The organism is Lachnotalea sp. AF33-28, assembly GCF_003477885.1.
Taxonomy (GTDB): Bacteria; Bacillota; Clostridia; order Lachnospirales; family Lachnospiraceae; genus AF33-28.
In genome coordinates, this window is record NZ_QUEE01000001.1 from 96,063 (window position 1) to 113,963 (window position 17,901).

The following is a 17,901-nucleotide window of genomic DNA, read 5'->3' on the forward strand; positions in this document are numbered from 1 at the left end:
TACCCCATCCCCACTTCCACGGTAATTTATCCATATCTATTTTCATAAAAACACAACTCCATTTTCTCCAAACAATTCCGCAACCCCGCATAGAATCAAGCTTTTCGCTCCAGCAAGCAGGCGGTTTCCACATGCACCGTCTGCCCAAACATATCCACCCCCTGCACCCCGCCAATTTCATATCCCCTGTCGCAGAGCCATCTCAAATCCCTGGCCAGTGTGGCGGAATCGCAGGATACATATACCACCCGTTGCGGCGCCATTTTCACAATCGTATCCAGCAGCACCTCATCACAGCCGGCCCTGGGCGGGTCCACCACGATCACATCGGCAGAAACTCCTTTCTGGCGGTACATCTCGGGCAGCACATCCTCGGCCTTACCCACATAAAACTCTGCATTGGCGATTCCGTTTATACGCGCATTTTTCTTCGCATTTTCCACAGCTGCGGGCACGATCTCCACACCGTAAACGCGTTTGGCTTTTCTCGCCAAAAACAGGGAGATGGTACCGATCCCGCAGTAAAGGTCCCATACCACCTCGCCGCCCTTCAGGCCGGCAAACTCCAGGGCTTTGCCATAGAGCTTTTCGGTCTGCTGCGGGTTGACCTGATAAAAGGACAGGGGGGAGATCTGGTAGCGGATGTCCCCGATCCGGTCCGTAATATATCCCGGCCCATAGAGGTTGATCAGCTTCTCTCCCAGTATCACATTGCTCTTTTCCTGATTGACACAGAGGGAAATGCAGCTCATGCCTTTTACAGTCAGCAGCTTCTCCTTCAGCTGATGTACGGCGGGCAGCCTGCGCCCGTTGATCACCAGGCAGACCATGATTTCTCCCGTATGATATCCCACGCGGATCAGCACATGGCGCACAAGTCCGCTGTGCCGCTCTTCATCGTAGGGCTCCACACGGTTCTCCTCCATATACTCCCTGATGAGTTTTAGGATCTCATCATTCACCGGCTGCCCCAGATAGCAGTGCCCGGTTTCAATGATGGAATGGGTCCGGCCGGCGTAAAATCCCATGAGAATTTTCCCATCTTTTGACCGTCCCACCGGATACTGCGCTTTGTTACGGTAATGAAACGGGTCCTCCATACCGATAACCGGAGGCACAGTGATATCCGAAAAGCCCCCGATCCGCTTCAGATGGTTTTCAATCTTTCTGCGTTTAAATTCCAGCTGGCTCTCATAGGACATGGCCTGCAGCTGACAGCCTCCGCACGGGCCCGCCACAGGACAGCGCGGCTCCACCCTGTCGGGTGAGGGTTCAATCATGCGCAGAATTCTGGCATAGCCGTAATTTTTCTTCGCCTTGATCACCTTTACTTCCACCAGATCGCCCGGCACAGCATCCTTTATAAACAGGGTATAGCCGCCGGCTCTGCCGATTCCCTGCCCGTCCTCCGCGATATCCTCTATCCTGACTTCTGCGGTATCGTTTTTTTCCATGACTGATCAATTTCCTTTCCTATATAAATGATAAATCCCTATGATAAACAAAGCCTCCCAAAAGTCAGCTCGCCGGCATCCTGCCACTTACAGCTTACCTCGGAAGGCTCTTGTTGTTCTGCACTTTTAATGCGCCGTTGTTTTCCTGATATTGGACTCAAACAGCCGGTTATATCCCAGCCATCCTTCCTCCTGCTGGCTGTTTGGGGACTCCAGCAGTTCCTTCATGGTCTCCAGCTTCGCGTCGGTATTGTCCGCAAAAGTCAGGGCCAGCGCCTCAATGATGGCCGGCTTCTTCGGAGAACCGTATTCATATTCGCCGTGATGGGCGAGTATGCAGTGCTTCAGCTCCGCTGCCGTCTGCACGGGAAAGTCCGGGATCTGACGGATCTTCTCTCCGATCATCTCAACTCCGATCACGATATGTCCCAGCAGCTGGCCGTCATCGGTATAATCGTTCTCCGGAAATATGGACAGTTCCTTCAGCTTGCCGATGTCATGGAACATGGCGGCAGCCAGCAAAAGGTCGCGGTTAAGGATCGGATACCTGGTGGTATAGAAATCGCACAGCTTCACCACACTGAGCGTATGTTCCAGCAGCCCTCCCACAAAACCGTGATGGATGCTCTTGGCCGCGGAATGAAAGCAGAATGCCTTGGCGAATGCAGCATCCTCAATAAAGAACATGGAGGCCAGTTTCTGCAGCTTGCTGTTCTTCATGGTTCCGATATAGGCAGTCAGCTCCTTATACATCTGGTCAATATTGTGTTCCGACACCGGCAGGAAATCCTTGGCATCGTACTCCCCTTCCATGGCCTTGCGCACCCTCTTGATATTCAGCTGCGTATTCCCCTGAAATACTGTTACATCCGCCTCCACTTTGATATAATCCATCGGCTCAAAGTGGTCGATGCCCGACCCCAGCTCCCAGATCTTCGCGTCCGCCGTCCCGGATTTGTCCTGCAGCGTCAGCGAATAATAGGTCTTTCCCATCTTTGTCTTCGCCACCTGTTTTGCCTTGCACAGATAGATGTCCGAGGTATGTTCTCCCTCGCGCAGTGTTGCCAAATATTTCATACTGTTCTCCTCTTTCTTTTGTGCACTGACATTTTTCAGCACATCGTTTATCTGAAACTTCTGTTTATCCCTGTCTTTACCGATAAAACCGGAAGCTGTCCCAAGCAATTCTGCTTCACACAGCTTCCGGCTGATTGCGATTCACACGGTGAAAGCGAGCAGTTACTATTTCACAGTTGCCGTAAACCTCCCGCGTACGACGGGGTAGAGTATGCTCCCCATTAGGACACGTTCTCGCTCCGTGAAGCGCGCATACTGTCACCAACCGCCAGGTTGATGACCTGCGCGAACCTCAGCGCGCGGTAAGCTTCACCTCAAACACGATCTCACGGTATTCTTCCTTGCCGCTTCGCCGGACGGTCACGGTGACGGTGCTGTCAGGTTCTCCGGCCTCCAGCCTGCTCTGCAGATCTTTCATGGTTGTAATTTCTTTGTCATCGATCATGGTGATCACATCGCCGTTCTGTATGCGGCTGACATAAGCCGGGCTGTCCTGGATCACTTCTGTCACATATACTCCGGAAGGCATGCCGGTCTGTTCCGTCACCTCATCCGGCACAGTCATGCCGTTGATTCCCAGATAAGGTACGGATTTGCCGTTATATAGCACCTCCAGCATCGGTTTTAAATTGGATATCGCTATAGCGCAGGTCATGCTTTCATCCACAAGTGTGCGATCCAGCACTCCCACGATCTCCCCGTCCAGATTCATCAGGAATCCCGCGCCTTTCTCGGGCAGGTTTAAATCGGTGTACAATACCCGGTAGATCGCGTCCACTCCCTGGACATCCGCGCTGATATAGGATATATGCCCCATAGCCACGGATCCGGACATTCCATAGGGCCTGCCGATGGCGATGACTGTATCGCCCGACTGCACACCGTAAGAATTGCCCAGAACCATCTTTTTGACAAGCTCTCTGGTCTGCTCCTGCAAGCTTAACACTGGCACGCTGGCCACGGCGATCCCTACATAGCGGTCAGATGCCTTGATCTGTGCCGAGCGCGTGGTGCCGTCCACAAAGGTCACCTTCAGCGCCCCGGGATATTCCGTCACATCATAGCTGGTCAGAATCAAAACCTCGGTATCCGTTATCTCCGCAATGATTCCTGAAAACAAGCCCTTTTTCTCCAGCTCATTGTTAAACCAGTCCACATCCGTCGTAACACCTGTCACGGTCACCATCCCGCGCTTGGTCTCTGAAAGCAGCCCGGCAATGGTCTTGCTAAGCAGTTTATAATCGGTGATGCTATATTCAGGCGCAGGCGCGCTCTCCGGTTCCGAGGGAAGCTCAATCGGCTCCGCAGTTGCTGTGGGCGTCTCTGATTCGGTTACCGATTCCGACTCGGATTCCGTTTCCACTGCAGGAAGGGTGGTCTCCGGTTCTACGGTGGGCTCGTCATCCTTCGGAATTGTGATTTCCTGAGTCGGCGCAGTTTCAGCGCCGTTTATCATTTCATCGAAATAAGGTCTGGTATATACAAAGGTCAGGCTGGCAACAGCTCCGAAAAGAATCGCGCATAAGAGCAGAACCAGAAATCTCCCCAGCCGTTTCCTAAGGGTTTCCGGTCTCTTCACGATCTTTTCCCTGATAAACTCCGCTTCTTTTTTCTTCGCTTCTTTATTTGGGTCCGGCATTTGCTTGACCTCCTTGGAAACTTCCTGCACTTACCCCTTCATTATAGTGGATAAGCCTCATATTGTGAAGTCTTTCTTTAGAAAATTTCTTTTCAAACCGCCGCGCTAATTGTTCACATATACTCGATCTTAGTGTATAATTACTGTTGACTCACTATCAATTTACTGTTTTTAGATTGCACGGTACCGTGCCGGAGGTTACAAATTTAAATGAATGAAAAAGCGCTGAAAACACTGGAATTTAATAAAATCATAGATATCCTGGAAGAATACGCATCCACTCCACTGGGCAAAAAGCACTGCCGGGACTTAATACCCATGACAGAACTGGAAGAGATCCGGCTGGCACAGAAAGAGACCAGCGATGCCAACGACCGGGTGCGGCTTAAGGGCAGCATCTCTTTTTCCGGGGTACGGGACATACGCGACTCCGCCAAGCGCCTGGAGGTGGGCAGCTCCCTTAGCATCCCGGAGCTTCTTAATATCAGCAGCGTGTTAAATGTGGCTGCGCGTGCGAAAAATTATGGCAGAAGCACACAGGATGACAGGCCGGAGCGCAGCGGTGAAGAGGAACGCGATACAGGTGATTCCCTGGCTGTATTTTTTGACAGCCTGGAACCGCTCACACCCTTAAACCAGGAGATCAAGCGGTGCATTCTCTCGGAGGAAGAGATAAGCGATGACGCCAGCCCCGGGCTCCGCCAGGTGCGCCGCGCCTTAAAGACCGCCAACGACCGGGTGCATACGCAGCTGGGAGAGATTATGAATTCTTCCCGCAGCTATCTGCAGGATCCCGTCATTACCATGAGAAACGGCAGATACTGTCTGCCGGTGAAATCCGAATACAAGGGCCAGGTGCACGGCATGGTTCATGACCAGTCCTCCTCCGGCTCCACGTTTTTCATCGAACCCATGGCGATCGTCAAACTGAACAATGAGATACGGGAGCTGGAAATCCGGGAGCAGAAGGAGATCGAGGCGGTGCTCGCCAATCTAAGCAATCTGGCGGCGGAGCATACCGAGGAGCTGGCCGATGATGTGCGCATCCTGTCCGAACTGGATTTTATCTTCGCAAAGGCGGCTCTCTCCAGGCATTTTAAATGCAGTGAGCCGAAGTTTAACACCAGGGGATATCTCAATATCAAAAGCGGCCGCCATCCGCTGCTGGACCCCCACAAAGTGGTGCCCATCGATATTCATCTGGGAGATACCTTTGACCTGCTGATCGTCACCGGCCCCAACACCGGCGGCAAGACCGTCTCCCTAAAGACGGTCGGACTGTTCACGCTCATGGGACAGGCGGGCCTTCATATCCCTGCCTTTGACGGATCGGAGCTGGCGGTATTTCAGGACGTATTCGCCGATATCGGGGATGAGCAGAGCATTGAGCAGAGCCTTAGCACCTTTTCCTCTCATATGACCAATATCGTGAAGATTCTGGAAAAGGCGGACGGGGAAAGCCTGGTGCTCTTCGATGAGCTTGGCGCCGGAACCGATCCCACCGAGGGCGCGGCGCTGGCCATGTCCATCCTGACTTTTCTGCATAATATGAAGGTGCGCACCATGGCCACCACCCACTACAGCGAGCTGAAAATTTTCGCGCTGTCCACAGAGGGTGTGGAGAACGCATGCTGTGAATTCGATATTGAAAGCCTGCGGCCCACTTACCGGCTGCTGATCGGCATTCCCGGCAAGAGCAATGCCTTTGCCATATCCAAAAAGCTGGGGCTGGCCGACTTCATCATAGAAAACGCGAAGGAATTCATCGGGGAACAGGACGAGGCATTTGAAGATGTGATCTCCGAGCTGGAGGCTTCCAGAAAGAAGTTAGAAAAGGAACAAATGGAGATCGCCCGCTATAGGCTGGAGATTGAGACGCTCAAATCCCAGCTGTCCGCCAAGCAGGAGAAGATCGAGAGCCAGCGGGAGCGCCTGATGCGGGAGGCCAATGAGGAAGCGCGGCGCGTGCTGCAGGAAGCCAAGGATGTGGCCGACGAGACCATCAAAAATATCACGAAACTGTCCTCTGACGCCGGCTTAAACCGCGCGCTGGAAAAGGAACGCACCAGGCTTCGCGAAAAGCTGGATAAGGCGAACGATGCGCTGGCGCTGAAAGCCCAAAAGCAGCCTGCCAAAGCGCAGAAAGCCAGGGATTTCAAGGTCGGGGATGCTGTCCGGGTGCTCTCCCTCAATCTGAACGGCACTGTGAGCACGCTGCCAAACGCCAAAGGGGACCTGTATGTCCAGATGGGGATCCTGCGCTCACAGGTCAACATAAAAGATCTGGAACTGATTCAGGAAGAAACGGTCAGCACGCCCGCTTCCATGAAGAAAAGCTCCGGCAGCCATATCAAGATGTCCAAATCCATGTCCATTTCGCCTGAGATCAATCTGATCGGCATGACAGTGGATGAGGCTCTGCCGCAGCTGGATAAATATCTGGACGATGCCTATCTGGCCCACCTTTCCCAGGTCCGTGTGGTGCACGGACGCGGCACCGGAGCCCTGAAAAACGCGGTGCACCGGCATTTAAAGAAGCTTAAGTATGTCAAGAGCTTCCGGCTGGGCGTGTTCGGGGAAGGGGACACCGGTGTGACCATAGTGGAATTTAACCTGACATAACTGCGTATACAGCAACCAGCAGCCATAGCGGTATCATGGCAGCTGCTCGTAACGCTCATCATTGAAACGACGATAGGAGAAGGCGAATGAGACAGAAAATCCTCATAGTGGATGACGATTCCAATATCGCGGAGTTGATCTCCCTGTATCTGACCAAGGAATGTTTTGAAACCATGACGGTGGGAGACGGCGAAGAGGCGCTAAGGGCCTTTGAGGAGTTCTCACCGGATCTGATCCTCTTAGACTTGATGCTGCCCGGCATGGATGGCTACCAGGTCTGCCGGGAGATCCGCAAGGAGTCCCAGGTTCCCATCATCATGCTGTCCGCAAAAGGGGAAATATTTGACAAGGTGCTCGGCCTGGAGCTGGGTGCCGACGACTATATTATCAAGCCCTTTGATTCAAAGGAGCTGGTGGCCCGCGTAAAGGCCGTGCTGCGCCGCACCTTTGTGCCGCCCTCACAGTCTGCGGCGGCTCCGGCCAGCCAGTCCGGCAGCTTCGTGGAATATCCGGATCTGATTGTAAACCTGACCAATTACTCCGTAATCTACATGGGGCATTCCATCGAAATGCCCCCCAAGGAGCTGGAACTGCTCTATTTCCTGGCTTCCTCCCCCAACCAGGTATTTACCAGAGAACAGTTGCTGGATCATATCTGGGGATACGAATACATCGGTGATACGCGAACGGTAGACGTACATATCAAACGCCTGCGTGAAAAGATCAAAGACCATGCCTCCTGGTCGATCAGCACCGTATGGGGCATCGGTTATAAATTTGAGGTAAAACGATGAAGAAAACCCTGCACCTGAAATTTGTGCTGGCCTATCTGGTCTTTGGACTGCTGGCATTTCTGGCCGTCTCCACCGTATCCTCCAGGATGACCTACCGCTATCTGATCCGCAAGGAAGCGGATGCGCTTTACACGGAAGTGAATACGCTGGCCTCCCAGTGCAGTGAACGTTATTCGGGAAAAGACATCAATATGACCATGCTCCGCCCTCAGTTAAATGCCATGTCCTCCTATTTAAATGCGGTGATCTGGATCGTGGACCGCCAGGGCACGGTGACCTATGACAGCAGCAGCCCCACAGAGCCGTCGGAGCGCACCATCGAAGGCTTCGATCCGGTGGACAGCTCAAAGAATTACCGGATCGGCACTTATTACGGAAGCTTCTCCGACAGTATGCTGAGCGTTTCGGCGCCTATTGTGGGCAAATTCAACACCTACGGATATGTGATCATCCATATGCCCCAGGCCTATATCCTGCGCTCCAGCAATGAGATCTTAAACATCGTGTACATCTCCTTTGTGATCATCTTCCTGCTGTCGCTGCTGATCCTGTGGGTGTTCCGTTTCGCGGTTTACAAGCCGATACAGAAGATCACCTATGCCGCCAATGAATATGCTACCGGCAATCTGAAATACAACCTGGACATACGCTCCAAGGACGAGCTGGGGTATCTGGCCGCCACCTTAAATTACATGTCCGACGAATTGAACAACATCGGGGAATACCAGAAAAAATTCATCGCCAATGTTTCCCATGACTTCCGTTCCCCCCTCACTTCGATCAAGGGGTATATCGAAGCCATGTTAGACGGCACCATACCGCCGGAAATGCAGGAAAAGTATCTGAATATTGTGATCAATGAAACGGAGCGCTTAAACAAGCTGACACAAAACATGCTCTCGCTCAACGCCTTAAGCAGCAAGGGCAGCTATCTGGATCTGGTAACCTTTGATATCAACCGCGTGATCAAAAATACCTGCGCCACCTTTGAGGGCACCTGCCAGGCAAAAAACATCACCTTTGAGCTCACCTTCTCCAGCAAAACCATGATGGTCTATGCCGATATGGGCAAAATTCAGCAAGTGCTTTACAACCTGATCGACAACGCGATTAAATTTTCCCACCACGATTCCTCCATATGGATTGAGACCTATGATAAATATGAAAAGGTGTTCGTATCCGTTAAGGATTCCGGTGTAGGGATCCCCAGGGACAGCTTAAAAAAGATCTGGGACCGTTTTTACAAGACCGATTCCTCCAGGGGGAAGGACAAGAAGGGTACCGGTCTGGGCCTTTCCATCACCAAAGAAATCATCCAGGCCCATAATGAAAATATCGATGTGATCAGCACGGAAGGCGTCGGCACGGAATTCATCTTCACGCTGCCTAAGAAGCCAAACTCTTAAAGGCTTTTCGCATCTGTAACGCTAAAATTGTGCGCCGTCGCCAGGCGTACACATAACAACAGTCCGGCGCGGGTTCTGATCAGGACCTGCGCCGGACTGTTGTTATGCATTCACAGCTTTCGGCTTTTTCTTTTTATGTTCCTTATGTTTCTTTTCTGCTTTAGAGCTTACCGCCGCATCGTTTTCCGGTTCTTTATCTTCCTGAAGCTGAGCCTTTTTTATGTCAGGCTTAGTGGAGATATCCGCCGCCGGCTCCGCCTTTTTAGGCCCCTTAACAGCCACAGTCTTTTCAGCCTTATCCTTCTTTTTCTCTTTTCCGGATGCGGTGGAATCCTTCACAGCTTTTTCATCCGGCTTCACCGGTTTCTCTCCCTTTTCAGGAAGTTCAGCCTTTTTCTGTTCTTTTCCGGCCGGTTCCTCATGTTTTATGGCATGGGACAAGTAGAGAGACGCTTTCGCGCATGCCGGTCCCACCATCTCATACAGCACGCTGGAAGAGAGGATGATGGTGGAAAGCATCACTCCCGGTCCGGCGGGCAGCATCCGTTCGGCCAAAGCCGCCAGGCCGATGGAAACGCCGGCCTGCGGCACCAGAGCCATGCCCAGATAGCGTCGTACCTCCGGCGCGGAACCGCCCACGCGGCAGCCTGCATAGGCGCCGATATATTTGCCGATGATGCGGACAAAGAAATACGCCACGCCAATGATACCGGCTGTCGCCAGGGCCGGCACATTCAGCCGCATGCCGGACAGAACGAAAAACATCAGCATGATCGGCGGTGTAAAGTGGTTCACCTGTTTAAACAGCTTCTTATTGCGGTTGAGATTCACATAGACGGTCCCCATCAGCATGCACGGAAGCAGCGGAGAGATATCCAGCAGGCTGCACACGCCGGTGAGAGCCATGATCACCGCGTTGATCAGCACGAGCCTGTGTTCCCGGGATCTGCGGTCGCTGATGATCCATCTAAGCAGGAAGCCGCATGCCACTCCCAGCGCCAGCGTCACCACATTCAGGGCCAGCGGAACCAGGACCGTTCCGATTCCCACCGCTCCGGCTCCGCTTTCCAGATTGCTCACGATGACTGCGCAGATGCTGAAGGCCAAAAGCGCCACCGCATCATCCAACGCCACAACCTGGAGTATGGTATCCACGATTTCTCCTCTGGCATGATACTGCCGGATCGTCATAATTGTGGAGGCAGGAGCCGTAGCCGAACCGATTGCCCCAAGCAAAAGAGCAAAGGGCAGGGACAGATGAAAGACAAACCGCATGCACAGAGTGACCAGCACAGCAGCGGTCAGCGCCTCAAAGCATGTGATGATCACCACCCTTTTACCGTTTTTCTTAAGCTGAGACAATTTAAAATATTCCCCTACACCGAAAGCGATGTAAGCCAGAGCAAGATCCGTAATAAAATCCATTCCTATAATTACCGAATCCGGCACCAGATGCAGCAGATACGGTCCGATCAGAACACCCGCCAGTATATAGCCGGTCACATTCGGCAGACGCAGCTTCTTAGTCAGCCTGGTCATCAGAAAGCCGGCAAACAGTATGATCGCAAGACTTAAGATCACTTCCGCTGACGTATTGGATAATGAATTTAAAAATTCAGCAGGCAATACAACCTCCCCCTTTCCAACGTATACCCGCATGTCAGTGTGCTGTCTGGCTGAATATAATCCAGTTAGCACACCAAGGTATGCTTACATATATTTACAGCAGTTTCTCTTCCCACTCCTTTTCCTTAAAGCCCACCAGCACAAAGTCTTTTCCTGCGACGAGCGGCCGCTTTACCAGCATGCCGTCTGTCGCCAGCAGGTCAAACTGTTCCTCTTCGCTCATATCCGGAAGCTTTTCTTTCAGTTCCAGAGATTTATAAAGCATTCCGCTGGTATTGAAAAAGCGCTTCAAGGGCAGGCCGCTTCTCCTCTGCCATTGTTTCAGTTCCTCTGCTGTAGGCCGCTCTTCCTTAATATGGCGGTCCTCATAACTGATTCCGTGGTCATCCAGCCATTTTTTGGCTTTCTGGCAGGTACTGCATTTGGGGTATTCCACAAATAAATAAGCCATGAGTATATCCTCCGTTCTGCACACGCTTATAGTGTGCTTCCTGTTTCATATATTTAATGTGACAGGATCATCGTCAGAAACTCCTGTACCGTCTCCGTCGATTTCTCCCGGTAAAGCTCTTCTCTTGCCAGCACCGGCCTGTCGGTAATGATATTATCCACCCCCATCCGCTTCATGCGGTTGATCAGTGCTTTATCGTTCACCGTCCACACATGGATCTCTTTACCTAAGCTGTGCGCCCGTTCTACCAGCGCCTCGGTTATAATCGTATAGCGCAGGCTGAAGAAATCAATCATGTCATCATCCAGAAAATACCCGTAAGCCGCCGACAGTATATATCCGGTCGGCAGATCGGGATTTCTATCTTTAACCTCCGAAAGGTAGCGGTAGCTGGTGGAGGAGAGCACCACCTGGCGTTCCATGTCATACTCCTCGATCAGATCCAGCACCTTATTTACCAGGTCAGTATTGTGCCCGTTTGATTTCAGCTCTATATTAAAATTAATCCTGCCTTTAAACTCGGCGAATACATCCTCCAGAAGCGGCACGCGCGTTCCCGCATACTGCGCGCTGTGCCCGCGGCTCGCATCGTACTGGGAAAGCTGGTCATACGTAACGTTCCAGATAGACTGTTTTATCCCTGTGGTCCGGTTTAATGAGTTGTCATGCAGAAGCACCACCTGGCCGTCCTTGGTTTCCTGCACATCGATCTCCACAAAATCGGCCAGGTTTTCCACCGCAAGCTCGATCGCCGGTATCGTGTTCTCCGGCGCTTCCCAGGAGCTGCCTCTGTGCGAGGTGATCTGAATCTCATGAAAGGCCTCCTCCGCCAGCACCGCGCCGTTATATACCATATCATAGACGTAGAGAGCCACCGCCGCCGCCCATACCGCCAGCAGCACCGCCCGGATGCGCCTGCGGACCTTGCCCGGCAGCTTATAGTGGTACTCCGGCATCAAGACGGCCTTCGCCTCCCCGTGATAGCGGTAATACAGGCGGGTCAGCATCCCCAGATTTACAATCGTAAATACCATGCTGCCAAAAAACAGCATTCCCAGTTCCAGATAGTCGCTGATCATCAGCACCAGCGCCAGCTGCAGACGGCTGGCCGCAAATGTCTTCACCAGAAATACCGACACCGTAAGCGCCAGAAGATACAGAAAGATCACCGTAGCCGCAGCAGCCATATTCCCCGCAGCCAGTCTGGCGAACAGGCCCGGCCAGTGCTTGAGCACCATGCTCCTGCTCATCTTCATGCTCTGCTTCCTGTCATGATGCTCAAACAGCATGGAAAATACGGCAAACACATGGGGCAGCAACAGCAGTATAAAAATTCCCAGCGCAACGTATAGAATGATACGAACCGCCAGCTTGCTCATGATGCCGGCCAGAAAGTAGTTCAACGGCTTGATATGAAGCCCTGTCTGGTATAAAAAGCCGAAATTAATGGCCAAAAACAGCCAGGCAAACAGAAATACAAGTAAAAACTTCCTGGGACGCAGCAGCTGCAGGCACCTGCCCATACCGGTAACCACCATCTTCCACAGATTCATGCGCTGCCCGGCTGCGGAAGCCTGAAAACCGACTGTCAAAACCGAAGTTTCCACACAGACCAGCAGAATGCCGACCAAAAGCATGCCAAAAAGCACCAGAAGCGTAAAAGGTTTGATTAGAAAAAACAGCATGTTCTTCTGTGTCAGATAGCTGTAACCTGCCATCTTAGCCGCATAGGCCAGCCCGCGGCTGGAGAATTCCCAGAAGATCACAATGGCGATGGTGCGGTATATCACTTCAAACAGCAGGATGATGTGAAGGTTTGTCTTAATGGTCTGAAAAGTACTTTTTAAAGAAAATTTCATGCTACGCCTCGATTATCTGTCAGTATAACGGTCCAAAAAATTACGCCGCTAATAGTATTTAGGCATTATATCACAATTCACCCCCTTTTCCTATGTTATGGTATCCAGAATTTGTGTTTTAAATTTGTCACATTTTTCAATCCAATACCGTGGCAGCTCATCATGTTTTTTACGGCATTCAAAGGTTGCGAAATGCTGTCACTATTCATAGTGCTGTAAGCTTCCCGCGCATGTCGGCAGCCGTGAACTATCAGTAACAAAATGTTACATAATATTCACTTTATCGCATTGCAATCCATGGGGTATTTGCTATACTGTTGTCAGAGCGTATGAGAAATTTCCCGTGAGGCCGCACCGTAACAGCTGCTGTAAAAAATCTCTGGAGCGTATCGCTGTTCTGTCTATGGCCTGTCTTGTATCCACTTCTGTTTCCCTCAGCCTTCTCTTTGTCCTTACATTTCCCGCAGCTCCACCGATCCACCTATTTATATTATTTTATGCACTGCGGTAATAACCGATCTGTAAAACTCGGTAAATGTATGACTGTCTATGCATTTAATCTGATCAGCAGCACAATGCCGGCAAATATGCTCATATGGAATTTCGAATACAAAAAGTTGTTACTATCCACAGTGCCGTAAACTTCCCATGTATGTCTGGGCAATGTATGGTCCTCATTGGGACACGCTCTTGCTCCGTGAAGCGCGCAGATCGTCACCAACCGCCAGGTTGATGACCTGCGCGCACATCAGTGCGCTTCCTTGTGCGGGCTTTGCGGGATCCCTATGAGGACCTTTGCTGGGCGCACCCTATTGAACAAGAAAGAATCCCGCTCGCGGGATTCTCCGCCTGCGGCGGGTCGCTTCAGCGACATCATTCCATTCCGCCGCAGTGCGTTCCTGCCCGGAGGGCTTTTTATTACATAGGAGAGTTCGAAGAACTTGGGCGCACCCTATATAATAAAAAAGCTGCTGCTCCGGCAGATGATACGATACATCTGCCGGAGCAGCAGCCCCATATTTACGGACGCAATTTGCCAATATATCTATAGTTATTTATTTTAAGCAGCAGCAATAGAATGACGGCAGCTGATCCGCTTTTTGATTCTTATCCCGTTTGAATATTTCAAGAATACCTGCTATACAGCATTCAATCCCAATTATAATCTGACCGATTTGCTGTGATTTCATTCTGATTTCTTTAAATCCTTTAAAGCCGCAGTGAGCTTGATCGGGTTGCCGTAGCGCAGGGTGCCCATGCGGTAGATCTTCGCGCCCAGAATCCCCGCTCCGAATATGGAGGCCACCAGGATCACGAAGGATACTATGATCTCCCAGGTATTCACTGTCCCCATGGCGATTCTGACAAACATCGCGCTGTAGGAGCTGATCGGCAGGAATGAGAGCACCTTCATGGCTATGCCGTCTACATTTGTAAGCTGAAGCAGCGCTATGAAATACACGATCATAACCACCATCATCAGGCCGCCTGAGCTCTTGCTGATATCCTCTGTCTTTGATACCAGAGCGCCCATGGCGCCGTACAGGAACGCGTAGAACAGATATCCGCCCAGTCCGAAGAACGCGAAGGAGATCAGCACCTCAGCCGGAATGTTGAATACCATATCCAGCATGCCGCCCCACAGGGATCTGTTCGCCTGATAGGAGAGCAGGACAGCCCCCAGGATGATCCCCACCTGGCACAGGCTGGCGATGGCGCCTGCAATGACCTTGCCGAATAAAAGGCTGTTCGGCGTAGTTGTAGTGACGAGCACCTCGATGGAGCGGTTGCTCTTTTCATTGGTAACCGCCACCGCTATCATCTGTCCGTAGAATACGATCAGCATGAATACCAGGATAACCAGTATATAGCAGTACCAGTAATTGCTTGTGGTATCTTTGCCAAGGACCTGTTCATTAGCAGTAAAGGAAGGGTACACTTTTGATTCCAGCTGTGTAAAATCCAGTCCGTTGGCTTCGCAGTAGGCCTTGCGCAGGCTCATGCCCAGAGCCGTTTCAAACAGACTCTTATCCTGGTCATACATGCCCTTGTTAAACACATAGTAATCGTATTCTTTCTCGGACTTAACCACGAATGCAGCGTCGGCTTCCTGCTTCTCGATCCTTGAGGTGATCGTTTCCATATCGGTAACGCTCTCCCACTGTGCGTCGGGGAACACCGCATCCAGCACCTCACTGTCCATCACACCGGCCTGATCATAAAGAAGCATGGTTTCCTTATCCGCTTCTTCGCTCTGGCTCTGATCCGGCGCTTCTTCCTGGGATGGCGTCTGGGTTCCTAAAAATCCGGACATATCGATCACTCTGGGCAGAAACAGCGCCGCTGACCCCAAGATCGCAAACAGCAGTGTGGTTATAACAAAACTTTTATTTCTGACATACTCTTTTAATTCATATTGCAGCACTACCAAGAACTTTTTCATTCCTCTTCACCCACCTTTGCTACGAAGATATCATTCAGTGACGGTTCATAGATACCGAAATGCTCGATGTCGATGTCGGACGCCATGAGCCGGTCCAACAGCTGGGATTTTGTCGCTTTTCCCTTAAGCCGCAGCACCAGAAATTCTTTTTTCTGTCTGTCCAGCTCCACCAGATCGGCCATGGAATCCGCAAGCTTTTCCCTAAGCTTCGTCAGCGTATAATTCTCCGCCGACAGGATCAGGCGGTCCTTGCCATAGTCCTTTTTAATATCCTTCAGATATCCCGACAGCACCACTTCACCGTGATTGATGATCGCGATGTTATCGCAGAATTCCTCCACATAGCTCATCTGATGGCTGGAGAAGATCACAAGCCGGCCGTCCGCGATCAGTTCGCTGACCACATCCTTTAATATCTGGGAGTTCACCGGGTCCAGGCCGCTGAAGGGCTCATCCAAAATCACGATGTCAGGGTCGCAGACCAGCGTTGCGGCCATCTGCACCTTCTGCTGATTTCCCTTGGAGAGCGTCTCCAGCTTTCGGTTTTCATACTCTTCCACTTCCAGCCGTTTCAGCCATTTCTTCGCGCCGGCCCTGGCCTGCGCTGTGGAAAGTCCGCGCAGTCTGGCCAGATACATCATCTGATCAATCACTGTCCGCTTGGGATAAAGCCCTCTCTCCTCCGGCAGGTATCCGATCTTAAACCGGGACGGAACAAAATTATTACCGTCAATTAAGATCTCACCGCTGTTTGGACGGAACACGTCCATAATAATACGCATGGTTGTGGTCTTTCCTGCGCCGTTCCGGCCCAAAAGTCCTAAGGCTCTTCCGCTCTCAACCGCAAAGGATACGCCGTGAAGTATCTCGGTATCGCCGAAGCTCTTTCTTAATTCCTTTACTTCCAGTTTCATTATTTTCCTCCATTTCTCTACGCATGATCTGCGCTGTCCATATATCTATTACAATTGGGAAAAAAACTCCCAAAAATATCCTATCACGCCGCCTACGGTGCCGCTGATCAGCATAACCAGCCCGTACCATCCGATAATGGAAACAAATCTTAAGCTGTTGTCATACTTCGGATCATTTAATGGCTCGGCGTTTTTCTGCTTCATACTCTTATAGATCACCGCACGTGTCTCCAATGCACAGACGAACTGCCAACCCTTGGCTTCCGCATCCTTCACGCTTTCAATCTGCCAGTCATTATTCATTCCGATCCAGTCCTTGCTGTCTGAAAACGCCTTGCCTCCCGCGGCTCTTTTTCTCTTATTGGTCAGATACTTGGTATCCATCGTATATATATAATCGGTCGCGTCCTGCTTTTGGAAAGTATACTTAATGACCGACATATCCTGAAGCATCCAGCCGTCCGCCGCCATTCTGGTCAGAAATCGTTTCAGACCGCGGTTAGTAAGCACAAGCCTGTATACCCACCTGCGTTTGGATTTATCATGGAACTCCTCCCATTCCTCCCTGGTCTGGCAGAGCTCGCTTATGTAGAGATCCCCGGTGCGCTGAAACCAACGGATTGTAAATAGGCAGAAAATCGTATATCCGGCCACAAAGAACAGGAACCACAGATAGGACAGTACGCTTTCCTGTATCACATACATCTCAATTCCAAACAGCAGCCCAACCACATCCACAAATAATAGCACCCCAGACAGCTGCGACGCCTTAAACTCCATCAGCCGTTTAAACTTTTCCGCATGCAGTTTGCGGGACTCTTCATCGTTATACAGTTCATTGATTTCATCCGGCGCATACTCCTTGCAGAAGTAATAATCCAGCGCCTCATCGTGCGCCACAACCTGCCAGCCCATCTCCCGGGCCATATCCAGAAAGATTTCCTTATGGCGGATATCCTTCAGCGACGGATGCTTCGGCAGATTAAAACGGTCGATCTCATACATCATCCGCCTTGGCTCTCCATGCTCAAAATCATAAATGCATCCCATATGTACATCTGTCAAAAACCAGCCGGAAAGCGCCATCTCCTCCAGCCAGAGCTTTTCTTTTATCAGGCTTTGAAAACATTTAATTTTCTTGATCTTACCTGTTCCCTGCATTCACTCATCCCCCGCCGATGTGCACTTAAGTATATCCCTGCCGTTATCCAACTGCTGGTTCAGCCTTTCTGTCTCTCTCACTAAAAGCTCAATGCCGGCATCCGTAATATGATAAGTCTTTTTGCCGCCGTCAACAGAGACAATGCGTATAATGTCATCTTCGACAAGACGGCCGACCATCGTATACAGCGTACCGGTTCCCAGCTGGATCCTGCCGTCTGTCAGCCGGCTGACAAACTGCATGATCGCATAGCCGTGCCTCGGTTCCATAACGGCAAGCAGTGTGTAATAGGTGGTCTCTGTCATCGGAATATATTTCTTTATCAGGTTATCCTGCATGCGCAAGCACCCCTTTTAATTGTAACCATATTTCTATCAGCCAACCCAAACCCACCCCTTCTGATTTGAAATTCTCCGGATCTTTCAACAAAATAAGTCAGGATTTCCCTCCTTTG

General features: G+C 51.1%; 13 protein-coding genes. 3 read left to right on the forward strand and 10 right to left on the reverse strand.

Annotated features, from left to right (window positions below; all coding sequences use genetic code 11):
- Positions 1–95 precede the first annotated feature (95 nt).
- The 3 genes from rlmD to DWZ56_RS00450 form a co-directional block, all read right to left on the reverse strand.
- Positions 96–1,454, reverse strand: coding sequence for a 23S rRNA (uracil(1939)-C(5))-methyltransferase RlmD (gene rlmD, locus DWZ56_RS00440; protein ID WP_118554416.1), 1,359 nt, complete (start codon positions 1,452–1,454; stop codon positions 96–98).
- 126 nt (positions 1,455–1,580) lie between these two features.
- Entirely contained in the window at positions 1,581–2,531 is a 951-nt protein-coding gene (locus tag DWZ56_RS00445) for a 3'-5' exoribonuclease YhaM family protein (RefSeq protein ID WP_118554765.1), read from the reverse strand.
- 292 nt (positions 2,532–2,823) lie between these two features.
- Positions 2,824–4,170 carry a S1C family serine protease gene (locus DWZ56_RS00450; protein ID WP_118554417.1) on the reverse strand — a complete coding sequence of 449 codons (1,347 nt, stop codon included), beginning with the start codon at positions 4,168–4,170 and terminating at the stop codon, positions 2,824–2,826.
- A gap of 210 nt (positions 4,171–4,380) precedes the next feature.
- Between DWZ56_RS00450 and DWZ56_RS00455 the strand changes: the two genes are divergently transcribed.
- The 3 genes from DWZ56_RS00455 to DWZ56_RS00465 all read left to right on the forward strand — a co-directional run bounded on the left by DWZ56_RS00455 (position 4,381) and on the right by DWZ56_RS00465 (position 8,992).
- Complete coding sequence (locus DWZ56_RS00455; RefSeq protein ID WP_118554418.1) at positions 4,381–6,792, forward strand: endonuclease MutS2; 2,412 nt, start codon at positions 4,381–4,383, stop codon at positions 6,790–6,792.
- 86 nt (positions 6,793–6,878) lie between these two features.
- A complete protein-coding gene (locus DWZ56_RS00460; RefSeq protein WP_118554419.1) occupies positions 6,879–7,586 on the forward strand; it encodes a response regulator transcription factor in 708 nt (235 codons plus the stop codon).
- Positions 7,583–8,992 carry a HAMP domain-containing sensor histidine kinase gene (locus DWZ56_RS00465; protein WP_118554420.1) on the forward strand — a complete coding sequence of 470 codons (1,410 nt, stop codon included), beginning with the start codon at positions 7,583–7,585 and terminating at the stop codon, positions 8,990–8,992. The genes DWZ56_RS00460 and DWZ56_RS00465 overlap by 4 nt, the downstream gene beginning before the upstream one ends.
- A gap of 102 nt (positions 8,993–9,094) precedes the next feature.
- Here DWZ56_RS00465 and DWZ56_RS00470 read toward each other — a convergent pair whose 3' ends face one another.
- From DWZ56_RS00470 to DWZ56_RS00505, 7 genes are all read right to left on the reverse strand, one after another.
- Positions 9,095–10,651, reverse strand: a complete 1,557-nt coding sequence (locus tag DWZ56_RS00470; protein ID WP_118554421.1) for a cation:proton antiporter — start codon at positions 10,649–10,651, stop codon at positions 9,095–9,097.
- A 61-nt stretch (positions 10,652–10,712) separates the two neighbouring features.
- Positions 10,713–11,069, reverse strand: a complete 357-nt coding sequence (locus DWZ56_RS00475; RefSeq protein ID WP_118554422.1) for an arsenate reductase family protein — start codon at positions 11,067–11,069, stop codon at positions 10,713–10,715.
- 53 nt (positions 11,070–11,122) lie between these two features.
- The gene (locus DWZ56_RS00480; protein ID WP_118554423.1) at positions 11,123–12,928 is read right to left on the reverse strand and encodes a glycerophosphodiester phosphodiesterase; all 1,806 of its coding nucleotides are present in this window, start codon (positions 12,926–12,928) and stop codon (positions 11,123–11,125) included.
- A 1,186-nt stretch (positions 12,929–14,114) separates the two neighbouring features.
- Positions 14,115–15,371 carry an ABC transporter permease gene (locus DWZ56_RS00490; RefSeq protein WP_118554425.1) on the reverse strand — a complete coding sequence of 419 codons (1,257 nt, stop codon included), beginning with the start codon at positions 15,369–15,371 and terminating at the stop codon, positions 14,115–14,117.
- Entirely contained in the window at positions 15,368–16,285 is a 918-nt protein-coding gene (locus DWZ56_RS00495) for an ABC transporter ATP-binding protein (protein ID WP_118554426.1), read from the reverse strand. Before DWZ56_RS00495 ends, DWZ56_RS00490 begins: the two co-directional genes overlap by 4 nt.
- A 48-nt stretch (positions 16,286–16,333) precedes the next feature.
- Complete coding sequence (locus DWZ56_RS00500; RefSeq protein WP_118554427.1) at positions 16,334–17,446, reverse strand: DUF2812 domain-containing protein; 1,113 nt, start codon at positions 17,444–17,446, stop codon at positions 16,334–16,336.
- The gene (locus DWZ56_RS00505) at positions 17,447–17,785 is read right to left on the reverse strand and encodes a PadR family transcriptional regulator (RefSeq protein ID WP_118554428.1); all 339 of its coding nucleotides are present in this window, start codon (positions 17,783–17,785) and stop codon (positions 17,447–17,449) included. It abuts the gene before it with no gap.
- Positions 17,786–17,901: the final 116 nt, after the last annotated feature.